Source organism: Gemmatimonadota bacterium (assembly GCA_009692115.1).
Classification (GTDB): Bacteria; Gemmatimonadota; Gemmatimonadetes; order Gemmatimonadales; family GWC2-71-9; genus SHZU01.
In genome coordinates, this window is sequence record SHZU01000009.1 from 67,671 (window position 1) to 86,875 (window position 19,205).

Annotated in this window: 17 protein-coding genes; 3 read left to right on the top strand and 14 right to left on the bottom strand. The window is 66.4% G+C overall.

The window, feature by feature from the left end; all coding sequences use genetic code 11:
- Window positions 1–12: 12 nt before the first annotated feature.
- The 3 genes from EXR94_11435 to EXR94_11445 are packed head-to-tail and all read left to right on the top strand — an operon-like array spanning window position 13 to window position 2,961.
- Window positions 13–1,293: a competence/damage-inducible protein A gene (locus EXR94_11435; protein ID MSR03331.1), complete on the top strand. Its 1,281-nt coding sequence runs from the start codon at window positions 13–15 to the stop codon at window positions 1,291–1,293.
- A complete protein-coding gene (gene grpE, locus EXR94_11440) occupies window positions 1,290–1,859 on the top strand; it encodes a nucleotide exchange factor GrpE (GenBank protein MSR03332.1) in 570 nt (189 codons plus the stop codon). Before EXR94_11435 ends, grpE begins: the two co-directional genes overlap by 4 nt.
- Entirely contained in the window at window positions 1,690–2,961 is a 1,272-nt protein-coding gene (locus tag EXR94_11445) for a J domain-containing protein (GenBank protein ID MSR03333.1), read from the top strand. Before grpE ends, EXR94_11445 begins: the two co-directional genes overlap by 170 nt.
- Here EXR94_11445 and ppk1 read toward each other — a convergent pair.
- From ppk1 to EXR94_11515, 14 genes are all read right to left on the bottom strand, one after another.
- Window positions 2,958–5,072, bottom strand: a complete 2,115-nt coding sequence (gene ppk1, locus EXR94_11450) for a polyphosphate kinase 1 (protein MSR03334.1) — start codon at window positions 5,070–5,072, stop codon at window positions 2,958–2,960. The genes EXR94_11445 and ppk1 overlap by 4 nt on opposite strands.
- A 47-nt stretch (window positions 5,073–5,119) precedes the next feature.
- A complete protein-coding gene (locus tag EXR94_11455; protein ID MSR03335.1) occupies window positions 5,120–5,650 on the bottom strand; it encodes a hypothetical protein in 531 nt (176 codons plus the stop codon).
- Entirely contained in the window at window positions 5,647–6,795 is a 1,149-nt protein-coding gene (gene mnmA / locus EXR94_11460; GenBank protein MSR03336.1) for a tRNA 2-thiouridine(34) synthase MnmA, read from the bottom strand. The genes EXR94_11455 and mnmA overlap by 4 nt, the downstream gene beginning before the upstream one ends.
- The gene (locus EXR94_11465) at window positions 6,698–7,873 is read right to left on the bottom strand and encodes a cysteine desulfurase (GenBank protein MSR03337.1); all 1,176 of its coding nucleotides are present in this window, start codon (window positions 7,871–7,873) and stop codon (window positions 6,698–6,700) included. The genes mnmA and EXR94_11465 overlap by 98 nt, the downstream gene beginning before the upstream one ends.
- Before the next feature lie 39 nt (window positions 7,874–7,912).
- Window positions 7,913–8,629 carry a bacillithiol biosynthesis deacetylase BshB1 gene (gene bshB1, locus EXR94_11470; protein MSR03338.1) on the bottom strand — a complete coding sequence of 239 codons (717 nt, stop codon included), beginning with the start codon at window positions 8,627–8,629 and terminating at the stop codon, window positions 7,913–7,915.
- A gap of 15 nt (window positions 8,630–8,644) precedes the next feature.
- A complete protein-coding gene (locus tag EXR94_11475; GenBank protein MSR03339.1) occupies window positions 8,645–9,886 on the bottom strand; it encodes an ABC transporter permease in 1,242 nt (413 codons plus the stop codon).
- Between the two features lie 4 nt (window positions 9,887–9,890).
- Complete coding sequence (locus EXR94_11480) at window positions 9,891–11,138, bottom strand: ABC transporter permease (protein MSR03340.1); 1,248 nt, start codon at window positions 11,136–11,138, stop codon at window positions 9,891–9,893.
- Between the two features lie 49 nt (window positions 11,139–11,187).
- Window positions 11,188–12,501, bottom strand: coding sequence for an ABC transporter permease (locus tag EXR94_11485; protein ID MSR03341.1), 1,314 nt, complete (start codon window positions 12,499–12,501; stop codon window positions 11,188–11,190).
- Entirely contained in the window at window positions 12,498–13,739 is a 1,242-nt protein-coding gene (locus tag EXR94_11490; protein MSR03342.1) for an FtsX-like permease family protein, read from the bottom strand. Before EXR94_11490 ends, EXR94_11485 begins: the two co-directional genes overlap by 4 nt.
- A 1-nt stretch (window position 13,740) precedes the next feature.
- Complete coding sequence (locus EXR94_11495; protein ID MSR03343.1) at window positions 13,741–14,397, bottom strand: ABC transporter ATP-binding protein; 657 nt, start codon at window positions 14,395–14,397, stop codon at window positions 13,741–13,743.
- A gap of 44 nt (window positions 14,398–14,441) precedes the next feature.
- A complete protein-coding gene (locus tag EXR94_11500) occupies window positions 14,442–15,710 on the bottom strand; it encodes an efflux RND transporter periplasmic adaptor subunit (GenBank protein ID MSR03344.1) in 1,269 nt (422 codons plus the stop codon).
- 15 nt (window positions 15,711–15,725) lie between these two features.
- The gene (locus tag EXR94_11505; GenBank protein ID MSR03345.1) at window positions 15,726–17,378 is read right to left on the bottom strand and encodes a TolC family protein; all 1,653 of its coding nucleotides are present in this window, start codon (window positions 17,376–17,378) and stop codon (window positions 15,726–15,728) included.
- A gap of 165 nt (window positions 17,379–17,543) precedes the next feature.
- The gene (locus EXR94_11510) at window positions 17,544–18,782 is read right to left on the bottom strand and encodes a M20/M25/M40 family metallo-hydrolase (GenBank protein MSR03346.1); all 1,239 of its coding nucleotides are present in this window, start codon (window positions 18,780–18,782) and stop codon (window positions 17,544–17,546) included.
- Window positions 18,779–19,186 carry a RidA family protein gene (locus tag EXR94_11515; protein MSR03347.1) on the bottom strand — a complete coding sequence of 136 codons (408 nt, stop codon included), beginning with the start codon at window positions 19,184–19,186 and terminating at the stop codon, window positions 18,779–18,781. The genes EXR94_11510 and EXR94_11515 overlap by 4 nt, the downstream gene beginning before the upstream one ends.
- Window positions 19,187–19,205: the final 19 nt, after the last annotated feature.

Sequence of the window (19,205 nt, forward strand, 5' to 3'; positions counted from 1 at the left end):
CAAAGCGCCCCCATGGACATTGAACTCGTCACCATCGGCACCGAGCTGCTCCTCGGCTTTACCATCGACACCAACAGCGCCTTCATGGGCCAGCGGTTGAGCGAGGCCGGCGTCCGGATCGCCCGCCGGACGTCAGTGCGCGATAACCCGGATGAGATTCGGGACGCCGTCCGCGAGGCCCTGACCCGGTCCCGGTTTGTGATTACGACCGGCGGGCTCGGTCCGACTCGGGACGATATGACCAAGAAGGTGGTGGCGGAGTTGTTTGGCGCCCCGCTCGAGTTCCAGGACTGGATTTGGGACCGGCTGGTGGCCAAGTGGGCCAGTTTCGGCCGGACCATTTCGCCCACCAACCGGTGCCAGGCCGAGGTGCCTCGGGGCGCCATCGTGCTCCCGAACCAGCGGGGGACCGCGCCCGGGCTCTGGCTCACCGGGGCACCAGGTGAAGTGGTGATGTTGCCGGGGGTCCCGTCCGAGATGAAGGGGTTGATGGTTGAGGAAGTGGTCCCGAGGCTGGCCGAGCGGTCCGGCGGCCGGGCCATCACCTCTCTGGTGCTTCGGACCACGGGGATTCCCGAGTCGAGTTTGGCGGAACGACTGGCCCCGGTCGAGGATGCCCTCGGGGCGCTGACCCTGGCGTATTTGCCGGGCCTCGAGGGTGTCGACCTCCGCCTCACCGCCTGGGATCTGGCGCCCGGCGAGGCCAAGCCGCTGCTCGACCGGGCGGCGACGGCCATTCAAGTGATCGTCAAGGACCACGGGTATGGGACGGGCGACGACGATCTTGCCGCCGTGTTGCTCAGCCGGCTTCGCGAACGGGGCCTGACGGTTGCCGTGGCCGAATCGTGTACGGGCGGCCTGATCGGCCAGCGGATTACCGCGATTCCGGGGAGCTCTGACGGGTTCCTCGGCGGGGTGATCGCCTACGACAACCGGGTCAAGACCGGCCTGCTCGGGGTCGACCCGGCCGTGCTGGAACGGGACGGGGCGGTCAGCGAGTCGGTGGCGGGGGCCATGGCCGCCGGGGTCGCGCGGGCGACCGGGGCCGACCTCGCGGTGGCGGTCACCGGGGTGGCGGGGCCGGGGGGAGGTTCCGCGGCCAAGCCGGTCGGGACGGTCTGGTTTGGGTTCTCGGTCGGGGGCCAGGTCGAGACGCTGCGGGTCGGGTTTCCCGGAACCCGGGAGGACATTCGGGGCCGGGCCAGCCAGGCGGCGCTCCACGGCCTCTGGCGCCGGGCGGCGGGTCTTGAGAAGTTTCCCGGTGGAGACACCAACCAGGGTAATGCCCCGTGAGCCACGAACGTCCGTTTGAAGAAGATGCTCAGTTGACCGACGCCCTGCCCGACATGGAACTGACCGGGACGGTCTCGTCGGGGCCACCGGCGGAGCCATCGGAAAGCGCGGTCAAGCGCTTGGCCGATCAGTTGAGCGAGTCGAACGATCGCTACCTTCGGTTGGCGGCCGACTTCGACAACTTCCGGAAGCGGGTGGCCAAGGAGCGGATCGAACTGGCCGATCGGGCCCAGGCCGGCTTCGTGATCAAACTCCTCGATGTGCTCGATGACCTCGACCGTTTGGCGGCGTCGGACCTCGGCGGCCCGACCACGGTGGTGCGCCAGGGCGTCGAGATGGTGGACAAGAAACTCCGGAAGGAACTCGAGGGTGCGGGCCTGGAGCGGCTGGACCCGGTTGGGCAGAAATTCGATCCTGCGGTGGCGGAAGCGGTGGCGGTGGCGATGCCCCCCTCCGCGGACCAGGACCACATCGTCGCGGCCACCTTCCAGGTCGGCTACCGGTTCAAGGGGTCGCTGGTCCGGCCGGCCCGGGTGCAAGTGTACTCGGCTGAAAGTCACACTTAACGTGGCGGCAAAGGACTTCTACCAAGTACTCGGTATCACCGAAGGCGCCACGCCGGACGAGATCAAGAAGGCGTACCGGAAACTTGCCAAGCAGCACCATCCCGATGCCAACCCCGGCAACCCGAAGGCCTCCGATCAGTTCAAGCAGATCGCCGAGGCCCACGGGGTGCTGTCGGACCCCGAGAAGCGGAAGAAATACGACCAGATGCGCCGGCTCGGCGCGTTCGATCTTGGGGCCCGGGGACCCGGGCGTCCCGGTGGGGCGTCGCGTCCCGGTGGCGGCGGCCCGGCCGAGACCTTCGACTTCGGCGACTTCGGCTCGATGGGGCTGGGCGACATCTTTTCGTCGATCTTCGGGAAGGGCGGCAAGAAGGAGCAGCAGCCCCGGGCCGACCCGCTCGAGGTGGCCCTCGAGATCCCATTTCGGACCGCGGTCCTCGGCGGCAAGATTCCCGTGACACTCGCGATGAACGGGTCCTGCCCGGCGTGTGCGGGAATCGGCGCCGCGCCGGGCGCCACGGTGTCCCAATGCCCTGAGTGCAAAGGCCGGGGGACCATTTCGTTCGGCCAGGGCGGCTTCGCGGTCAACCGGCCCTGTCCGCAGTGCCGGGGGCAGGGGAGGATTCCGTCCCAGAAGTGCGGGACCTGTCTTGGGGGCGGCGAGGTCAGGTCCGAGAAGACCGTGACGATCACGGTGCCGTCGGGGATCGATTCGGGGACCAAGATCCGGGTGAAAGGGCAGGGCGAGGCCGCCGGGACCGGTCAGGCCGGCGATCTGCTGGTGACGTTCGACGTGCAGCCGGACCGGTTCTTCACGCGGTCCGGCCTCGATCTCGAATGCGAGGTCCCGGTCAATCTGGCTCAGGCGGTGTTAGGCACCAAGATCAAAGTCCGGACGGTTGACGGGAAGAAAGTGGTGCTCACGATTCCTCCCGGGACGCCGGCCGGGAAGAAATTCCGGATCAAAGGCATGGGCGTCGTGAAAGGCGATCGAAAGGGTGATCAATTGGTCGAGATCGCCGTGACCATGCCCGAACAGCTCACGCCCGAACAGCAAGAAATCTTCAAGCAGTTCGCCGACCAGGCCGGGCTCGCCTACTAGACCGGCCCGGCCGCCTCCCGGCGAAACTCGGGGCGATACCGGTCGACCAGCACTCGATGGGTCGCGACCTCGGGGCCGGAGCCGGGGTGCCGCTGCGTCCAAGTGCCCTCGGCCGACAACTCCCACGCCTGCCGGTTGTCCAGCCACATTTGTTCGAGCAACTCGCGAAGGGCTTCGCGGTGGGCCGGGTCGGTCAACGGCACGGCGGACTCAATCCGCCGGTCGAGGTTCCGAGGCATCCAGTCGGCCGACGTAATGTACACATCGGGTGATCCGGCATTGGCGAAGTACCAGACCCGCGAATGCTCGAGGAACCGGCCGACGATGCTGATGACCCGGATGTTGTCGCTGGCGCCCGGGACCCCGGGACGGAGGCAACAGATCCCGCGGACGATCAGGTCGACGGCCACGCCGGCCGCCGATGCTTCATAGAGCGCCACCATCACGTCCGGGTGGGTAATCGCGTTCATCTTGGCGAGGATCCGGGCCGGTCGCCCGGCCCGCGCGTGCTCGGACTCGCGGCGGATCAACCGGAGGATTTCGGGCAGCATGCCGGCGGGAGCGACGAGCAGTTTGCGATAGCCGGTCGGTGCGGCGAATCCGGTCAGGACGTTGAACAAGTCGGAGAGATCGGCGCCGAGGGCCGGGTCGGAGCTGAAGAGGCCCAAATCGGTGTAGATCCGGGCGGTCTTGGGCTGGTAATTCCCGGTGCCGATGTGGACGTATCGACGGATCTCCCCGCCCTCCCGCCGGACCACGAGGATCACCTTGGCGTGGGTCTTGAGCCCGCTGGCGCCATAACTCACATGCACTCCGACATCCTCGAATCGCTGGGCCCAGCGGATGTTGTTCTCTTCGTCGAACCGGGCCTGGAGCTCGATTAGGACCGCGACCTGCTTGCCTCGCTCGGCGGCGGTCGCGAGCATCCGGGCAATATGGGAGTCCCCGCCGGTTCGGTAGAGCGTCATCTTGATGGCGAGGACGTCGGGATCTTCGGTGGCGAGTTGGAGGAAGCGCTCGACGGAGGTCGTAAAGCTTTCGTACGGGTGGTGCACCAGCACATCGCCTTCGCGAATCACGTCGAAAAGGTTCCGCCCCGGTGCCAGCCGGACCTGGGTGACCGGGGTAAAGGGCGGATCCCTCAGGTCGGGAAACTCGAGCCCCGAGAGTAACAGCAGATCGCCGGCGTCGAGCAACCCGGCCACTTCAAAGATGTCGTCATTGCCTAACGTCAGGCCGTCTTGGTCGGCGTTGATTTCAGCCAGCAGGAGGTGGCGGAGCGACTCCGGCGTCGAGGCGTGGACTTCGAGGCGCACCACCTCGGCGAACCGGCGGTTCCGGACCTCTTCCTGGATCAACGACAGCAGGTCCTCGGCCTCGTCGGGGTCAATGTCGAGGTCGGTGTTCCGGCTGATCCGGAAGGGGTACGCGCCGAGGATTTCGATGCCGGGAAAAAGCGAATCGAGGTGGCTCGCGATGACGAGCTCGAGCGGCACGAATCGATGGTTGCCGGGGAGCGGTACCCATCGAGGCAGGATCTTGGGAACCTTGACCCGCGCAAGCCGTTCGTCGCCATCGGGCCCCCGGAGGACGACCGCCAGCGAGAGGCTCAGGTTGGAGATATACGGAAATGGGTGGGCCGGGTCGACGGCGAGCGGAGTCAGGACCGGAAACACTTGATCGGTAAAGTACCGTTCCAGTGCGGTTCGGTCTGCCGCGGTCAGGTGGTGCCAGTCGGTGATCAGCGCGGGGCCGGCCTCCGCGAGCGCCGGAAGGACGACCCGGGTCAGACACCGGTCGTGAAGCCGCTGAAGCTCCCGGACCGAGGCCGAGATGGCGGCTAGTTGTTCTTCGGCGGTGAGCCCGTCAGAGGTCGGCTCGTGGTACCGCGCCACGACCTGTTTCCGGAGGCCCGCCACCCGGACTTGGAAGAACTCGTCGAGGTTTGAGGAGTAGATGGCCAGGAACTTGACCCGCTCGAGGAGCGGGGTTCGGGAATCAAGCGCCTCGTGGAGCACCCGACGGTTGAATTCAAGCCAGGAGAGCTCGCGATTGATGTAGAGGCCCGGATGGCGAAGACCCGGCGTCTCGTCCGTAAGTGACGTTCCCATGGCGGTGGAATGTCGACCGGACCGCCGATCGACGGGTAACGAGTCGGTCATGGGTTGGTCTTGGCGGCGCCGGGCCGGAGGTACTCGTCGAGCCAGTCGAGCACCACGCCCCACCAGAGCCGGCGGTTCCTGAGCCTGAGCACAAAATGCCCCTCGTCGGGGACGTAGAGGAACTTGGACGGAATCCGCTGGAGTTGGAGGGCGGTGAAAGCCTGCATCCCCTCGGAGGGGTCGATCCGGGTCCGCCACACTTGCGAGGTGCCGTTCCGGTTGGAGAGGAACGCCAGCGTCAGGCCGTCTTTGGCCCACCGGGGCGCCCGGTCCGAGCCAGGTCCGCTGGTCAACTCTCGGCTGCTTCCGGTCACCAGATCGAGGACCCGGAGCCGGGAGATATTCCGGTCGTCGGCGAGCGACGGCGTGGTGACGGGATAGGCGACCAGGGCCCCGTTCGGGGAAATCTGGGGATCACCGACGATGCCGATCCGAAGAAAATCATCGACGCCGAGGGGCCGCTTATCCTGAGCGCCGAGCGGGGCGACGAACGAAAGGCCGAGAATGAACGATCCGAGGAATTTCATGCAATGACTCCTCCGCCCAAGACTTGGCCGGTTGCGGTATAAAGGACGCCGGACTGGCCCGGGGTAATGGCCCGCGCCGCCAGGTCGAGATCGACGGTGACGGTGGCTCCGTCGGTTGACCGAATCCGCCCGGGAACCGCCCGGCTTCGGTACCGGATCTGGATCTCGCAGGCGGTGCCGGCGGGGAGCGGGTCGACCAGCCAGTTCATTTCCTCGAGGCAAACCGTTCGTCCGTCAAGGGCCGAGGCGGGGCCGACCACCACGGCCCGATCCTCGGGGCGGATCGCGACGACGTAGAGCGGTAGGGCAGCCCCGCCCGGGAGCCGGCGGCGCTGCCCGATGGTATAGCGGGCAAATCCCTGATGCTCGCCGATCTGCTCGCCGGCGGTGGTCAGGACCGGTCCGGGCGACAGGGCGGGGGCGTCGGCCGGCAAGTGTTTCTCGAGGACCCCGACGTAGTTGTCGTCCGGCACGAAGCAAATCTCGACCGACTCCTCCTTGTCGGCGGTTGCGAGCCCGAGCCGACGGGCGTAGGCGCGGGTCTCCGTCTTGCTCAACTCACCCACCGGCGTCCGCATTCGCTGAACGACGTCCCGGGCAATGCCCCACAGGAAGTAACTCTGGTCTTTGGTGCGGTCGGTGCCCCGAAAGAGGGCCCCGTCGCGGGCCACCGCATAGTGGCCGGTCGCGATCGCGTCGCAGCCCAGGGCAGTGGCGTGGGCCAAGAGATCCCGGAACTTGGTGAACGAGTTGCACCTGACGCACGGGATCGGGGTCCGGCCGCGGCTGTACTCGTCGACGAAGTTTTGGATGACCTGCTGGCCGAACCGGTCCTCGAAATTCAAGACGTAGTGCGGAATGCCGAGTCGGTGAGCCACGTCCCGGGCGTCGTTGATCGAGTCGAGCGAGCAACACGGCCGGTCGGGTACGTCGTCCCCGTAGCAGAACAGCTTCATGGTCGCGCCGACGACCTCATGGCCCTGCTCGACGAGCAGGGCGGCCGCGACCGAACTATCGACCCCGCCCGACATGGCGACCAAGATCTTCTCAGGCACGTCCGAGCACCGCTGCGAGTTGCCGCACTTTCTCGACGATGCCGGGGAACACCGCAACCAGGGCTGCAGTATCCCGCGCGGTCGTTTCATGTCCCAAGCTGAACCGAACCGATCCCAAGGCCATACTTCGATGCAAACCCATCGCCATCAGCACATGGGACGGTTCAACGGCTCCGGTCGAACACGCCGACCCTCCGGACGCGGCGATCCCGGCGAGATCAAGGTGCATCAACAGGGCCTCGTTGTCCCCCCCCGGAACGGCGACGTTAAGGACATGGGGCCCCCGGGGGGCGCCCGCACCGTTCACGACCAGGTCAGGCACCGCGGCCTGCAGCGCGGCCGCCAGCGCGTCTCGGAGCCCGGCCAGTCGCACCGACTCGGTCGCGACCTCTTGAGCTGCCAACCCGGCGGCGCGGCCGAGTGCCACGGCACCCGCGACGTTCTCGGTGCCGGGCCGGATCCCGAACTGTTGGCCTCCGCCGTGGATGATGGCGTCGACGGCCTTCCGATCCCGCACCACCAAGGCCCCGACCCCCTTTGGAGCGCCGATCTTGTGTCCCGACAGAGTGAGGAAGGTGCATGGCGTGTCCTCAAGCGAGACGGCGATCTTGCCGAAGGCCTGGACCGCATCGGAATGGAAGGGGACCATGGCCGCGGCGCACCGAGCGGCGACGCCCTCGACCGGCTGGCGGACCCCGGTCTCGTTGTTGACCCACATGACCGACACGACCGCCGGTTGCTCTTCCAGCGCCCGGTCGAGCGCGGCGAGGTCGATCAAGCCGGATCGATCGACCGGGAGGATGTGCTCCGAGCCACCGAGCTTCACGACCTGGTGGGCGGCGGCCAGAATGGCCTTGTGTTCGGTGGCCGTGGTCAGGATCCGCATCGGCCGGCCCCGATCGCGCGCCGCCAAGGCGGTGCCGATGATCGCCAGATTGTCGGCTTCGGTTCCGCCCGACGTGAAGATCACTTGGGTTGGGTCGGCCCCGACGGCCAGAGCAACCTCCCGGCGGGCCTTTTCGAGCCCGGCTCGGGCAGTCCGGCCGAAGCGGTGGCTGCTCGAAGGATTCCCGAAGGAGGTGGCGCCGAAATACGGGAGCATCGCCTCCAGGACCTCGGGTCGAACCGGGGTGGTGGCGGCATGATCGAGGTACACGGTAGTCCGCATGTTCTCATTATAACGTGTTGTGGGGGAGAGGGTTAGGGTTTACATGCTGGAGCCCCCAAGGGCGACCACATCGTCGACGAGCATCGTTTCGTGGGTAAAGAACGGCTCGCCGAAGCGGGACCTGATCAACGATCCGTAGTGGGCGTTCTGGGTCTCGATCAGGGCATAGAGATCTTGTCCGGTCGGGAAGATCTCGCCGGCCGAGTTGGCCCCGTCGAACTGGCTGGTGTAGCACCGGATCGCGGCCATCTTCCGCACGAACTGGTCGCTGATATCGACCACGAACGTGGGTTTCACCGGATCTTCGCGGTAGGCGAGGGAGTAGAGGATCTTGACCGGCCGATGGGGTGTTCCGGCCGCCGGGTACTTCACAAGGCCGGCCAGGAAGCAGGCATCGCGGGCCAACTCGGCTGCAATCCGGTGATCTGGATGGCGGCCCACCGGGAAGGGCAGGATGACCACGCGCGGAGCAAAGTGCCGGATGGCTTCGACGACCTGACGGCGGGTTGCGTCGGTGTTGTGGAGATGGGCATCAGGCAGGCCGGCGTTGATCCGCTCCACCACCCCCAAGATCGCGGCGGCTCGCTCGGCCTCCTCGCCGCGGAGATCGGCGGAACCGCGAGACCCGGTCTCGCCGGCGGTCAGATCGAGAATGCCGGTGCGATGCCCCTGGTCGGCGGCTTTGAGCAGGGTGCCCGCGCAGGTCAATTCGACGTCGTCGCGGTGGGCGGCAATGGCTAACAGGTCAACTGGCATGATCAGGCCGGACGGTTATTCGTGACGAAGGGCTTCAACCGGGTCCATCCTGGCGGCCCGGTTGGCGGGATAGAGTCCAAAGCCGAGGCCGATGGCCACCGACACCCCGACCGCCACGACCGCGCTCCAGAGCGGCGGACTGGCGTCGATCTTGAGGGCGAACTTGAGGACCTCGCCGAAGAGTAGGCCGGCCAGGATTCCCATGACGCCGCCCAGGGCGGTAAGGGTGGCGGCCTCGACCAGGAACTGCCAGAGCACTTCCCGCCGGGTGGCGCCCAAGGCCTTCCGAGTCCCGATTTCCCGGGTCCGGCTGGTGACGGACACCATCATGATCGCCATGACCCCGATCCCCCCGACCAGGAGCGCGACGCCCGACAAGGCGACCATCACGAGGAAGAACGCGCCGGTCAGCTTGCCGATGATTTCGAGGATCTGGTCCTGGGTCAGCATGTCGAAATTGTCCTCCATGCCGGGCCGGAGCCCCCGATGCTTCCGCAACGCGATGGCAGCGCCATCCTGGACCTCATCGATCGGCAGGGTCGGCACCCCGAGGACAATCACGAATTGGTCGGTCGTCTCGCTGAAACGAAAGGACCCTTTGGCGGCTCGGAAAGGAATGATGGCCCCGGTCGAGACGCCCTGCGGTGAAAAGACGTTGTCCGGTGGCTGCCACACCCCGATGACCATGAGCGCACGGGTGCCCATTCGGACAAACCGGCCGATCGGATTGCCGGAACCGAAGAGGGTCTCCGCGATGTCTGCCGCCAAGACGGTGACGGGGGCGCCGCCGCGGATTTCGGACGGCGCGAAGAACCGGCCCCGGAGCAGGGTTCCCCCTTGGAGATCCATGAAGCGCTCATCGGCGCCGAACACAATCGTGGTCTGGGTGGTGGCTTCGGCCTGGCCGATCCGGGTGAAGAACCGGCACCACAGCGCCGCGTGGCGGATGACCGGGGACTGGGCGATCGCCGCGGCATCGGCTTCCGAGACGACCGGGCGTTGGCGGACCTCGGGGGGCAGGTTGTCCGGATTCATCGGGGTGCCCGCATTGAAGCGGAAGATGTAGAAGGTATTCGGTACCGCGGCGTTCAGCGCAGTGAAAATCTGGGTCCGGATGCCTTGGACGATCGACGCCATCGTCATCACCGTCGAGACCCCGATGACCACGCCGAGAATGGTCAGGAACGAGCGGAGTTTGTTGGCGCGGAGCGAGTCGAGGGCCATGGCGACGCCCTCGGTCAGAGTGTGGAGTCGCACTGAGCTAGCCGTCGGACCGCAAGGCCGCGATCGGATCGAGACGGGCGGCTCGATTGGCCGGATAGACCCCGAACAGAATTCCGGTGCCGGCACCGAGCGCCAGCGCCACCGCGACCGACCAGGCGGTGACCTTGGCTGGTAACGGGCTGACCGCCGCCACCACCATGGCCAAGCCCGCGCCCGAGAGCACCCCCAGGAGTCCGCCTAACGCGGCCAGGATCACCGACTCCACCATGAACTGGCGAAGGATGTCCTGCCGCCGGGCGCCCAAGGACTTCCGGAGTCCGATCTCATAGGTCCGCTCGGTCACCGACATCAGCATCACGTTCATGATGACGATACCCCCGACAACGATCCCGATGGCCACCACCGCGGGCACCACCAGGAAGAGGACGCTGGTCAGGGTGGCCCAAAACGCCAAGAGGGCGTCGGCCTTGTCGATCGCGAAGTCGTTGGGCTCGTTCGGCCGGAGCCGGTGAGCCACCCGCATCGCCTCCTCGGCCCGGGCCATGGCCCCGGCGATCTGGTCCGAGGCCGAGACTTTGACGGAGACCGTGGTGGTCAACCGGCGGCCGTACATGGCTTCGAAGGTTGGCAGGGGGGCCAGGATGAAGGCATCGAACGACTGGCCGAGGACCCGGCCCTTGGAGGCGACGACCCCCTTGATGGTCAACGGCAGGCCCCCGACCCGGATCGACTTCCCGACGGCTTGCTCGGCGCCGTCGAACAACTTGTCCGCGACATCGAACCCGACCACCGCCACGTACCGTCGCTCCCGGACGTCGGTGTCGGTCAGCGGTTCACCGGCCGCGAACCGGTAGTCCTGAACGGCCTGATAGTCGGGCGTGACGCCGAAGACCAAGGCGCCGGACACTTCCCGGTTCCGAAAGGTGACGTCGACCGAGGGCGTCGGCCAGCCTGACTGGAGGGAGACGGCTTCGACGTCCGGGAGGGCCGCCCGAACGGCCTCCGCATCGGTTCGGGAAATCAGTGGCCGTTTGTTGATCTGGCGGATGGCGTCGTCGGACAGCAGGGTCGTGGCGATCGGGGTCCGGCGCACCTGGAACGAATTGGTCCCGATGATGGCGCCGGTGAGATTGTCTTTGACGTAGGAATTCATTCCCTGGATGATCGCCACCACGGTGACCAAGAAGCCGACCGAGACGATAATCCCGAGCAGGGTGAAGAACGACCGGAGTTTCGAGGTTCGGATGGTCTCAAGGGCCAGCCGGATGGCTTCGGACAGGGGCATGCTGGAAGATAGTCGGCACTCGGCACTCGGCACTCGGCACTCCGAGCCTTCATTCGTAGCGGAGGGCCTCGACGGGGTCGAGTTTGGCGGCCTTGCTGGCGGGGTAGAGGCCGAAGAAGATCCCGGTGACGGCGCTGGCCGCCAGGGCGGCGACGACCGACCAGAGGGGGACGGCCGCGGGAATCGGCGTGAAGTGTCGGATGGTCCAGGCGATGGCTCCGCCCATCAACATGCCGATGGCGCCGCCGAGCACGGTCAGGGTGGTTGCCTCAACCAGGAACTGGAACATGATCTCGCGCTTGGTGGCGCCGAGCGCCTTGCGGACCCCGATTTCCCGGGTCCGTTCGGTGACGGAGATCATCATAATGGCCACCACGCCCACGCCGCCGACCAGCAGGCCAATGCTCGACAGGGCGAGCATGACGAGGAAGAAGCCGCTGGTCACCTGGTTATACACCTCGAGGATCTTTTCCTGGGTCACGATTCCAAAATCGTTCTCTTGAGCCGGCTTGAGCCCCCGTTTGATCCGGAGGGCCGTGATGACCCGGTCCTGGGCCACGGCGACGTTGGTGGTGTCGTCGGGCTTCACCATGATGGTCATCCAGCCGCGGTCGTACTCGCCGGTCTTGACGAACGTGGCGTGGGGAATGATGGCGATCGGGTTCGAGGCGGCACCGCTGAACAGGCTGGCTGGTTCGGTATAGATCCCGATGATCTTGAACGGGATGCCGAAGATCTTGGCCGTTCGGCCGACGGGTTCGAGATTGGGGAACAGTCGTTTGGCAGTGACATCGTTGATGACCGCCACATACCCGGCCGTCGCTGCCTCGATATCGGTAAAAAGCCGCCCCGAGGAAATGACGCCGCCCCCCGCCGCCAGCATGTTGGGCGTGGCCCCGATCACCCAGACTGAGTTCATCGTCACCGACCCGGCGGTCACCGGACCGCCGGCTTCCTCCTTCCAGGCCACTTGGGCAATTCCCGGGAGGCGGCGGAGCATCTTGGCTTCGCCGATCGTCAGGTACGGGTTGCGGTCCTCGGCATCGTCGGACCCGTCGTCGATTTGGATGCCTTCCCGGAAGTATCGCATCACCATGAAGGTCCGGGGGCCCGCTTGGTCCAACATACTGCTGACCGAACGGTTGATCCCGGTGATCATCGCGGCCATCGCGATGACGACCATGACGCCGATGGCGACGCCCAGGATGGTCAGGGTCGCCCGGACCTTGCTGACCCGGATCGACTCAAAGGCAATGCCGATGCCCTCAAAGATCCGGGCCGGGTCGAGGAGGCTGATCCGGGCCAACCGGCGGCTCGGCTGCGGGGCGGGGCGCCAGGGCGCGCCTAACGTCGCGTCGCTCATTCCGACCGGAGGGCCGTGATCGGGTCGAGCTTGGAGGCCCGGCTGGCCGGATAGACGCCCGCGACCATGCCGACGAAGATCCCGAGGAAGACCGCGACGCCGATCGACCAGGGCGCCACCGAGGCGGGCAGCGGGGTCGTGGCCTTGATCAGATAGGCGAGGCCGATGCCGAGTACGATGCCGATGATGGCGCCGACCGTGGAAATCGTGGCGGATTCGATGATGAACTGGGCCAGAATGTCGCGCCGTTTGGCCCCGAGGGCTTTCCGGACCCCGATTTCCCGGGTGCGTTCGCTGACCGCCATCAGCATGATGTTCATGATCACGATCCCGCCGACCACGAGGGAAATCGCCACCAATCCGGGAAGGGCCGCGAAGAGGACCGCGGAGATTTTCCGCCAGCCAGACAGGGCGCCCTCCGCGGTTTGGATCGCGAAGTTGCTTTTTTGGCTGGGGCGGAGTTGGCGGCGCACCCGCATCAATCCCTCGGTCTGGCTCACCGCCTCGGTCATCGCATTCACGTTGGCCGCCTGGACATGCAACTCGTCCATGTACCCATATCGGCAGGCCAGCCGCTGCATCGGAGATGTGAACGGCGCGATCACGAAATTGTCGAGCGACATCCCAAACAGCGTGCCCTGCTTGGCCACCACGCCGACGATCCGGTACGGGATGCCGCCGACCGCGACGGTCTTGCCGATCGGGTCGAGGCCCGGAAACATCTTGTCGGCCACGTCGAAACCGACCACGGTCACCGGCGCACCGACCCGGGTTTCCTGAACCGTGAACGGACGCCCCGCCCCGATGTCGTAGTTCTTGATGGGGACATAGTCGGCGTCCGTGGCGACGATCTGAACGCCTTTGGCCGATTTGCCGTTGGCGACAATCTGGGCCCGGTCATCGCAGTACCGGGCCATTCGGACCGGGGTCTCGAGCTTGGCCTCGACCCACGCGGCATCGCCGTAGCTGATCCGGGGCCGGCGCATCCACTCCTTCCAGGTGTCGTCGCTGATATTCCCCATGTTCATGCCGGGGTTCCGGCGGAGCTGGAAGGTGTTGAGGCCGATCAGCCGGTTGGCGAACTGGTCTTCCATGTACACGTTCATGCCCTGCACGATTGACACGACGGCGATCAAGAACGTCACCCCGATCAACACGCCGATCAGGCTGAAGAAGCTCTTGAGCTTCTGGCTCCACAGGGTGGCCAGTGCCATCCGGATCGCTTCGGTAAACGGCATCTCAGGCGGCCTGCACCCGCTCTTGGCGGGCATCATTGGCCACCCGGCCGTCCCGGAGGGTCACCACCCGCTCGGCGTGGGCGGCGATGTCGGCCTCGTGGGTGACGACGATGATGGTCTGGCCCTGGCCGTGGAGGAGATCGAACACCCGCATCACGTCGGTGCTGGTGGCGCTGTCGAGATTGCCGGTCGGCTCGTCCGCCAGCAGGATCGACGGCTCGTTGACCAGCGCCCGGGCAATCGCCACCCGCTGGCGCTGGCCACCCGACAATTCATTGGGCCGGTGGTCCATTCGGTTGCTCAAGTTGACGCGGTCGAGGGCCCGGCGGGCTCGGTCGCGTCGTTTCTTGCCGGACACGCCGGCATAGACCAACGGGAGCTCGACATTCTGGAGTGCGGTGGCGCGGGGCAGCAGGTTGAAGGTCTGGAACACGAACCCGATTTCTTGGTTCCGAACCCGGGCGAGCGCGTCGTCGGGCATCCGGGAGACTGCCTGGCCGTTCAGCCAATACTCGCCGGACGACGGGGTGTCGAGGCACCCGAGCATGTTCATCATCGTCGATTTGCCCGACCCCGACGGCCCCATGATCGCCGCGTACTCATTGCGGCGGATCTCGAGCGAGACGCCGCGGAGGGCCTGGACTCGCTCCATGCCCATGAGATACTCCCGGGTCAGATCGGTAATCTGGATCACGAGGTCGCTCAGGGCTTTTTGGCGCCCTTCTCGACCTTCGCGGTGCGAACCTTGGTCGAGTCTTTGAGATCGCGGACGGCTTGGTAGGGCCCCGCCACGATCGAGTCACCGACCTTGAGACCGTCGAGGACTTCGAAATACTCGTCGCCGGCGATGCCGACTTTGACGGCTCGGAAGGTGGCGACGCCGTTTTGGACCACGAACACGCCCTCCCGGTCCTTTTCCTTCGTGGCCGCCGTGCCGCCGGACTGCTCCGGCTTCAACTCGTTCGGGAGTTCCTCGTGTTGGCGGACCGTCAACGCGATGATCGGAATGGCCGTGGCTCGGGTCCGGGTGTCGGTGATGATCCGGCTGGTGGCCGATAGATCAGGGCGGACCCCGGCCGGGGGGTTGTCCAGGGTGATCTCGACGTCGAAATCGACGGCTCGATCGGTTGAGCCGCCCGCGGCAGCCGTTGCGGCCGACGCACTATTCGAAATCTTGGTGACCCGGCCCGCGAAGGCGCTGTCCTGGAACGCATCGATGCTGACTTCGACGGAATCGCCCAGGTGAACCCGGACGACGTCGGTCTCATCGACTTTGACTTTTGCCAAGATGGTGCCCAAGTCAGCAATGGTCATCAGCCGCCCGGTCTCGCGCGAAAAGGTGCCCGGCACGGCCACTTCTCCGACTTCAACCGGGAGCCGGACCACCCGGCCGTTGATCGGGGAGAGAATCCGGGTCTTGCTCAGCTGATCGCGGGACTCCGACAGGGAGCCGCGAGCCTGCTCGACGTTGGCGAGGCCCGCGTTGTGGGAGGCCACGGCGACGTCGTACTGCTGCTGGGCCTGCTCGACTTGTTCTTGCGAGACCAACGCCGCGTTGATCTTCCGCATCTCGTTCCAGCGGTCGAGTTGCCGCTTCAGCTGATCGCGGTTGGTCTGCGCCTGCACCACATTGGCCTGGTTCGACGCCAACAATCCTTCGAGGCGCTTGACGGCCGACTGGTATTGTGCCGGGTCGATCTGGATCAGGAACTGGCCCTTCTTGACCAGGTCACCTTCCTTGACGCCCAGCTGAACGATCCGGCCGGTGATGTCGGCGGAGATGTCGACCTGGGCGTCGGCTTCGATCTTGCCGCTCGCGGTCACCGCCGCGACCAGCGAACGCTGCCCGACCGCCTCCATCCGGACCTCGGTGGTATTGCGGTCCGACCGAGCGGCCGTCAGCGAGAAGATGGCGAAGCCCGCGCCGACAAGGGCGACGAACGCGATGGTGAACTTGGTGCGTTTCGACATGGTTGGTGTCCCCGCCTACTGGCGGAGTGAACGGCCCACCGCGAACTCGAGCGCGGCGATGGCCTTGTGGTACTCGTAAACCGAGTTGACGTAATCGCCTTCAGCCCGCTGGACGTTGTTCTGGGCATCGGTGACATCGAGCGCGCTGCCGGCGCCTAACCGGTACCGATCCTGGGCCAACCGAAGCTGGTCGCGGGAGGCGTCGCGGTTGGCCGCCTGGACCGCAATGGCGCGGAACGAGGTCTGCAAGCCGAGATATCGCGACTGGACGTCGGTCCGGAGTTGCAGCTCGCGGGCCCGGACGGCTTCGCGCAGGTCGTCGCGCTGGGCCCGGGCCTGCGACACCGACAGGTCACGCTGGAACCCGTCGAAAATCGGGAGCGAGATCTGAACTTGGGCCCGGAAGGGCTGACTGGTAAAGCTGAACGGGAAGACGTTGTTGGCTTTCTTGATGGCGGCGATGGTCTCCGGGGTCAGCTGATCGCCGGTCGCGTCCAAGTTGAAGCGAGCCTTGCAGTCGGGAATGATCCCGTTGCCGGCCTGGCCGCCGATGCCCCCGCCCGGAAGGCTTCCAATCAAACTGTTTTGGAACGTGCAGTTCGTGAGGTTCCCTTGGGCTCGTTCGAGCGACTGGCCGATCAGGACGCCGCTGTTGGTAAACTGCTGGGTAAACCCGTTCCAGCCCGCCGAAAAATTGAGGGTGGGGAGGTACCGGGACTTCTGGGCTCGAACCGAGTAGTCGGCGGCGGACTCACGGGCCCGGGAGGCCCGGAGCGTCGGGTTCTGCTCGATGGCCACGCTCATCAACTGGCCCAGCTCCCAGGCGGGCTGGGTCACCGGAAACGAGTCGGTCAGGGCCAACTCGGCAATGGCCGCAGGGGCGTTGACGCCGATCCGGCGCAGCAATTCCAGCTTCGCGTCACTCTCCGTTTGCTCGGCCCGGAGGAGCGCGACGTCGGCTTGGCCCTTCTGAACTTCGGCCTGCTTGACGTCGAGAATCGTGGCTTGGCCCACCTGGTACCGGGCCTGGGCCAGGCCGAGGAACTCGGTGTTCCGCGTCACCTGTTGGCGTGCCACTCCGGATTGCGCCGCGCCCTGCAGCGCGGCGAGGTACTGGAAAGTGACATCGTACCGGAGACCGACGAGGGCGTTGTTGATATCCTCGCCGACGGCCGTCTGATTGGCCCGCTGTTGACCCGGGGCCGCCAGCGTGGTGCCGGAGACCTGCCAGTCGAGCTGGACGCCATACCCGGACGAGAGGGTCGGGGACGACTGATTGAAGAGCGAGCCGCCGAACGTGGCCGACCCCGAGCCGGTGTAGGACAGACTGCTCCCAACCGAAAACTGGGGCACCAGCGCGTTGGCATAGGCGTTTCGAACGCCCCACCGCGCCGCGCCGGCATCATTGAGGATTTGCCGATAGGCGGGACTCGAGCGCTGGGCTTGCTCGAGTGCCTGGGCCAGTGACAGCCGGGGGGCCACTTGCTGCGCCGAGGCGGTCGCGGTGCAGATGCCCAACAGGATGGCGGGAGCCCAAAACCTCATCGCGGTCTTTCCTTTGCTCAAATTGGGACTGGAACAGGGGGTAGTACGCATCGCTTCACGCGATAGTTTCAAATTGCGACGAACCGGACATAAGTCGATGATGGGAATATTCTTATTGGGCATCGTCGGACCTGAAAGAGGGGGTGGCCGACCCCGTCGGATTCCAGGTTTCAACGCCCGGTTCGTGCCGTCGAGGGACGGAAATCTAACTCCTTGTCGGAGCGGGGGATATCAAGTCACCCATCATTCTCCTGACGGCCGGCCGGCCGGACGGCTGGCCCCGGTAAATCAGCGTCCGGTCGCCGCGACCGCGATCAGGAGCGCCCACTGGGGGCCGAGGTAGCCCCGGTCCCCGTCTTCGTACCACTCACCCAAGGAATGGGCCCCGTCCGCCCGGCCCCCGCCATCGATGGCGAGGGCGGGGATGCCCCGAGCGATCGGCACGTTCGCGTCGGTGCTCGCCGCCGCGCCTTGGGGTACCGGAAATCCTAACGTCTTGGCGGCGGCCTGGGCCGCCCGGGCGAGCCAGAGGGTGTCCGGTTGCGACCCCGCGGCCCGCTTGCCGATCACGTCGATGGTCGCCCCGAGGGCCGCCGTCGACCCCGGCCAGCGAGCCTTCTCGGTGGCGGCCGCCGCCCGGATGGCCCGGTGGACTTGGTCATCGAGCGCCGCGAGGGCCGCGGCGGATTCCGACCGAAGATCGATCTGCATCGTGGCCGTTGCGGTGATCGAATTCACCGAGGTGCCGCCTTCGACCACGCCCACGTTGAAGATGGTCCGAGGCGAACTCGGGACCGTGAGATCGGCGATCGCGGCGATGGCGCGTCCCATCGCGTGCATCGGATTGGGGATCCCGAAATCCCCGAAGCTGTGCCCGCCGGGACCCTGGAACGTGACCCGATACCGGTTGCTGCCGACCGCGCCCGTCACCATGCCGAGGCCGACGCCGTCGACCGAGACAAACGCGTCGATCGGCCCGGCCGACTGTTCGTCGAACAGATGGAGGGTGCCCCGGAGGTTGCCGGGGCCCTCCTCGCCGACATTGGCGACAAAGACCACATCGCCCGCGGTGGTGACGTTGGCCAGGGCCATGGCCCGGGCCACGCTCAACACCACCGCGAGGCCGCGGCAGTCGTCGCCGATGCCGGGGCCCTTGAGCCGACCGCCGTCCCGGCTGACGGTGACGTCGGTGCCCTCGGGAAACACCGTGTCGAGATGGGCCGCTAGCACCAGACGGCGGCCGCCACCGGTGCCGGGCCGGGTGGCGATGACATTGCCGATCCGGTCGGTCACCACCCGATAGCCTAACGCTTCCAGCCGGCGAGCATACTCGGCCCCACGGACGGCTTCCTTGAACGGCGGGGCGGGGATTTCACACAGCGAAATCTGCTGCTCGAGGGTCCAGGCGTTGTCGCGCCGAAGGATGTCGAGGGCGGCCCGAACGGAGGGCTCGGGGGCCGGTTGGGCCCGCGTCGTGATGGGTGCGCCGGCCAGGAGCGCGGCGACCAGCGAGTGAGTCCGGTTCATGGGGTGGGGCCCTCCGTCAGCGCCACGGCCGCCACGCAGACAATCTCCAGCCCGGCCCCGTGGTGCAGAGGTCCAACGGGCACCACCGCGCGGGTCGGGCGGGCGCTCCCCATGATCCGGGCGTAGACCGCGTTGATGGTGGCCCAGTCCTCGATCCGCGAGATGAAAATCGACATCTGGAGCGCGAACTCGAGTCCGCTGCCGGCGGATTCGAGGATCCGGCCGATGTTGGCCAAGCAGAGCTCGGTCTGTTCCTCGATGGTCCCGACTCGCGGGGCGCCGGTCTCCAGATCGGAGGGAAGCTGGCCGGAGACATAAACAAGGCCGCCATGAACGACGGCCTGAGCGTAGTGGCCGGCCGGGCGGAGGGTGCCGGGGGCCTGGATTGGTCTGATGGAGGCCATGCTGCCATTGGAAAGGGGT